This window comes from Streptomyces durocortorensis (genome assembly GCF_016901035.1).
GTDB lineage: Bacteria > Actinomycetota > Actinomycetes > Streptomycetales > Streptomycetaceae > Streptomyces > Streptomyces durocortorensis.
On the sequence record NZ_JAFEUF010000060.1, the window covers coordinates 1 to 5,125 of the forward strand.

At 70.5% G+C, this 5,125-nt stretch carries 3 protein-coding genes; 2 read left to right on the top strand and 1 reads right to left on the bottom strand.

Annotation, left to right across the window (positions count from 1 at the left end; all coding sequences use genetic code 11):
* A partial coding sequence (locus JS521_RS14355; protein ID WP_205083366.1) for a M1 family metallopeptidase occupies positions 1 to 1,426 on the bottom strand: 1,426 nt, incomplete at its 3' end.
* Between the two features lie 263 nt (positions 1,427 to 1,689).
* Between JS521_RS14355 and JS521_RS14360 the strand changes: the two genes are divergently transcribed.
* Together JS521_RS14360 and JS521_RS14365 are read left to right on the top strand one after the other, a co-directional pair.
* A complete protein-coding gene (locus JS521_RS14360) occupies positions 1,690 to 3,075 on the top strand; it encodes a M14 family metallopeptidase (protein WP_205083367.1) in 1,386 nt (461 codons plus the stop codon).
* 73 nt (positions 3,076 to 3,148) lie between these two features.
* Positions 3,149 to 4,951, top strand: a complete 1,803-nt coding sequence (locus tag JS521_RS14365) for a BCCT family transporter (RefSeq protein WP_205083368.1) — start codon at positions 3,149 to 3,151, stop codon at positions 4,949 to 4,951.
* Positions 4,952 to 5,125: the final 174 nt, after the last annotated feature.

A 5,125-nucleotide genomic window follows, 5' to 3' on the forward strand; every position in this document is an offset into this window, starting at 1 on the left:
GGGCCGCCTCGGCGAGACCCGCATCCGTCGCTGCCGGGGCGGCCGGCCGCGACGGCTGGTACAGCCAGGTGTCGAACAGCGCGGCCAGCGGCTTGCCCGAGACCCGCTCCGCGTACCGGACGAAGTCGTCCACGTTCGCGTTGCCGTGCGCGTGCTCGGTCGGCCAGCCCTTCAGCAGCTCGAAGAACACCTCGTCGCCGACCTCGTTGCGCAGCGCCTGGAGCGCCAGCGCGCCCCGGTCGTAGACGGCGATGTCGAACTGGTTGTCCGGGCCCGGGTCACCCGGCTTCACCTTCCAGAACGGGTCGTCGGCCGGGTGCTGGGCGTACGTGTAGTCCGCCAGCTCCTGCGCGGTGCCCTCGCCCTCCTTCTCCGACCAGAGCCACTGGCTGTAGCGGGCGAAGCCCTCGTTGATCCAGATGTCCTTCCAGCCGTCGACCGAGACGCTGTTGCCGTACCACTGGTGAGCGATCTCGTGGACGACGACCGAGACGTTCGCGCCGTTCGCGAACTGCTTCGGGCTGTAGAACGGCCGGGTCTGGGTCTCCAGGGCGAAGCCGCTCGTCACGTTCGGCACGTATCCGCCGAGCGCGTTGTACGGGTACGGGCCGAACACCTCGGTCAGCCACTCGGCGACCTCGGTGGTCCGCTCGATGCTCGCGCGGGCCGCACCGGCGTTGGCGCCCAGGTCCTTGCTGTAGGCGTTCAGCACCGGCAGACCGTCGGCGGTCCTGTCGGTCGTGATGTCGAACTTGCCGACGGCGAGCGTCGTCAGATAGGTCGCCTGCGGCTTGTCGGAGCGCCAGTTGAAACGGGTCCAGCCGAGCTTCGAGCTCTGTGACTGGAGTACCCCGTTGCTGATCGCCTGGGTGCCGTCCGGCACCGAGACCGACACGTCGTACGTGGCCTTGTCCAGCGGGTGGTCGTTGCTCGGGTACCACCACACGGCCGACTCCGGCTCCTGCGCGGCGACCCCGCCGTCCGGGGTCCGCGCCCAGGCGGTCCAGCCGTTGATCTTCAGCTCGGAGGGCTTCCCGGCGTACCGGACGACGACGGAGACGGCCCTGCCCTTCGCCAGCTTCTCCGCCGGGGTGACCTCCAGCTCGTGGTCGCCGCTCGTTGCGAACCGGGCCTTCCGGCCGTTCACCCGCACCTCGGAGACATCGAGCCCGAAGTCGAGGTTGAAGCGGGACAGCTCCTGTGTGGTGGTGGCGAGGATCGTCGCCGTGCCCTCCAGCAGGTCGGTCGTGGGCTGGTACTTCAGCCGCAGGTCGTAATGGGCGACGTCGTAGCCGCCGTTTCCACTGGCCGGGTAGTAGGGGTCGCCGATACCCGGGGCGCCCACGGTGCCCGGTGCGGCCGCGGCTGGGATCGCCAGCAGAAGGGTGGCCGCCAGTGCGCTGGGGACGATGAATCTGCGGTGCACAACAAGCTCCCATTAGTCGGGACGGATGATCTTCCGACCGGTCGTCACGAGGCTATGCAGCCGCCCGGGCACGACGGGGCATTCGGGGTGCTTCTGTCACACGATCGCCATTCCGTCGACACGGACGGCAGGACGCGCGAACCTGCCGATGGCAGTGATCGCCCCCTGTTGCACAGGAGTTGACCGGGGTAACGTCCGCACATCGCCGACAGACCGAGGGGCGTCACGGTGCCCGCCCCACATGTCCAGGGAGGCAGCCGCCGATGACCCCACGCGTCGCTCGCGCACTCCGCTTGCTCAGCCCGCACCCGTGGCTCGCACCGGTCGAGGGCCCCGCCGGGCCGGGGTCCGCCGCCCCGCGCCGCGCGGCGCGGACGATGCGCCGGGCGGCCGTCGCGGCGACGCTCGCCGCACTGGCCCTCCCGTTCGCCATCGCGCCCGCCGAGGCCGCGCACCGTCCGCCGCGCACCGGGTTCGAGACGAGCGAAGGGGCCCGCTGGACCGGCGAGGGGGAGGAGCGGGACTTCCTCGCCGCGGTGGACCGGGGGAGCGACCGGGTCTCCGTGGACCGCGTCGGCACGACCGGCCAGGGCCGCCCCCTGAGGCTCGTACGTGTCGGCCAGGAGCGCCCGGCCGCCACGACCGTACTGCTGATCTGCAGTCAGCACGGGGACGAACCCGCCGGCCGCGAGGCCTGTCTGACCACGATCCGCGATCTGGCGTTCGCCGAGGACCGTGACACCCGCGCGTTCCTTGCCAGTACGACCCTGCTGGTGCTGCCCACGGCCAACCCCGACGGCCGCGCCGCCGACACCCGCGGCAACGCCGACGGGGTCGACGTCAACCGCGACCACATCGCCCTGGAGACCGCCGAGGCCCGGGCCGTCGCCGCCGTGGTCCGCGACGAACGGCCCCAGGTGATCTACGACTTGCACGAGTACGGCGCGACCCCGCCGTACTACGACAAGGACCTGTTCGCCCTCTGGCCACGGAACCTCAACGTCCACGACCAGGTCCACGACGCCTCACGCGCCCTCTCCGAGCGCTATGTCCGCCCCGCCGCGACGGCGGACGGCTACAGCAGCGGGCACTACGGCATCTGGACCGACCCGGCCACCGGAGAGCCGATCAAGCAGGTCGCCGGCGACGGCCAGGAACGCATCCTGCGCAACGCCTCCGGCCTCAAGCACGCCGTGGGCCTGCTCATCGAGTCCCGGGTCGACGCACTGAGCGACGAGGAGAAGGCGGATCCGGCGCTGAACCACCGGCGCCGGGTCGACTCCCAGATCACCGCGCTCGGCGGTCTCCTCGACTTCACCGACGAGCAGCGCGCCCGGCTCCGCGCCGCCACCGCCCTCTCCCGCCTGACCGGCCTCGCCGACCGGGGGCCGGTCTATCTGGGCGGCGCCGACAACGACCCGGCCGAGCCTGTCGAGGTCCTGGTCGACCCGCCGTGCGGCTACCGGCTGGACGCGGCCCAGTACGCGGACGTGAAGGACGAGCTGGCCCTGCACGGGGTCCGGTCCCGACCGGACGGAGGTGGCGTATATGTGCCCCTTCGTCAGTCCGCCCGGAACCTGATTCCCCTTCTGCTCGATCAACGGGCGACATATCGAATCGCAAACGGTCAAGCCGATATGCCTTGTTGATCCTTCGAGATCATGGGCAGGTGTGGTACTGCCTACAGGGAGCGATTTTCAGACTCGGTGAAAGGTGCCATTTGTGTCCCAGGACGACCAGACGACGGACGGGCGGGAAGGGCTGGCGGTCACGGCAGACCTTCCCCCCGAACCGCTCAGTACCAGGACTCCGACCACCGACCGGGTGGTCTTCGGTGTCACGGCGGTTCTCACCCTCGCCTTCGTCGTGTGGGGTGCGACCGCCACCGGCTCCCTGGAGACCGTCTCCAGCAAGCTGCTCACCGGGCTGATCCACAATGGCGGCTGGGCCTTCATGCTGGCCGCGTCGGCCTTCGTCATCTTCGCCCTGTGGCTGGCCATCAGCCGGTACGGCAAGATCTGCCTCGGCCAGGAGGGGGAGCAGCCGGAGTTCCGGACGATCTCCTGGATCGCGATGATGTTCAGCGCCGGTATGGGCATCGGGCTCATGTTCTGGGGCGTGAGCGAGCCTCTCGCCCACTTCCGGAACCCGCCGCCGGGCACCGACCCCGCCGACTCGGCCGAGGCCATGCAGACGGCGATGGCGACCACGCTCTTCCACTGGACGCTGCATCCCTGGGCCATCTACGCGGTCGTCGGGCTCGCCATCGCCTACAGCGCCTACCGGATGCGCAGGCGGCAGACGATCAGCGCGGTCTTCGAGCCGCTGATCGGCAAGCGCCACGCGTACGGCGGCGTCGGCCGCGTCATCGACATCCTGGCCATCTTCGCCACTCTGTTCGGCTCGGCGGCCTCGCTGGGCCTCGGCGCGCTCCAGATCGGCAGTGGCATCCAGGAGCTGGACTGGCTGGAGAAGGCCGGCACCGGGCTGCTCGTCACCGTCATCGCGGTGCTGACCGTCGCCTTCGTCGCCTCCGCGGTCTCCGGCGTCGAGAAGGGCATCCAGTGGCTGTCCAACATCAACATGGTGCTGGCCCTGCTCCTCATCGTGTTCGTCTTCATCGTCGGTCCCACGATCTTCGTGCTCGACCTGATCCCCACCTCCCTCGGTGCGTACATCAGCGACCTGGGGCAGCTCGTCGGACGCACCGAGGCGACCGGCGGCGGTGACGTGGCCGACTGGCTCGGCAGCTGGACGGTCTTCTACTGGGCCTGGTGGATCTCCTGGACGCCCTTCGTCGGCATGTTCATCGCCAGGATCAGCCGCGGCCGGACGATCCGTCAGTTCGTCGGCGGCGTCATCCTGGTGCCGAGCACCGTCAGCCTGATCTGGTTCGCCGTCTTCGGCGGCTCGGCCATGAAGCTGGACGAGGCCGGGAAGCTCACCGGCGCCGAAACCCCGGAGGCGCAGCTGTTCGGCGTCCTCCAGGAGTTCCCGATCGCCACCGTGACGAGCCTCCTGGTGATGATCCTGGTCGGCATCTTCTTCGTCTCCGGCGCGGACGCCGCCTCGATCGTCATGGGCACCCTCTCGCAGAAGGGCGTCCTCGAACCGAGCAAGTGGGTCGTCATCTTCTGGGGCGTCGTGACCGGGGCCGTGGCCGCGATCATGCTGCTCATCGGCGACGGTGAGGAGAACGCGCTCCAAGGGCTGCAGAACCTCACCATCCTGGTGGCCGCCCCCTTCGCCATCGTGATGATCGGCATGTGCGTGGCCCTGATGCGGGACCTGCGCAAGGACCCGCAGATCGTGCGCCAGGAGTTCGGCGTGGAAGCGGTCGAGTCCGCGGTGATCGAGGGGCACGCCAAGTACGACGGCGACTTCGAGATCCGGATCGGCCCCGGGGCCGCGCCGGTCAAGGACGAGCGCCACATGCACGAGTCCAGCGGATCGGGTTCGACGGCCACGTCGATCTCCACCGAGAAGCGGCCCTCGGACCCCACGGAGGACCGCCCCTCCGACTGACCGGCGGCCGCGCGGCGCTGCGCAGCGTGACCGCACAGCCGCACAGCCGCACAGCCGCACAGCCGCACAGCCGCCCAGGGGGGGGGGCGCCCCCCCGCCGGGGGGGGGGGGGGGGGGGGGGGGGGGCGCGCCGGGGGGGGGGGGGGGGGCGCCGCCGCGGGGGGGGGGGGGGGC

What these genes read in the sequence shown, in the direction of transcription:
- JS521_RS14360 (WP_205083367.1), top strand. Translation starts at nt 1,690, where the DNA reads ATGACCCCACGCGTCGCTCGCGCACTCCGCTTGCTCAGCCCGCACCCG.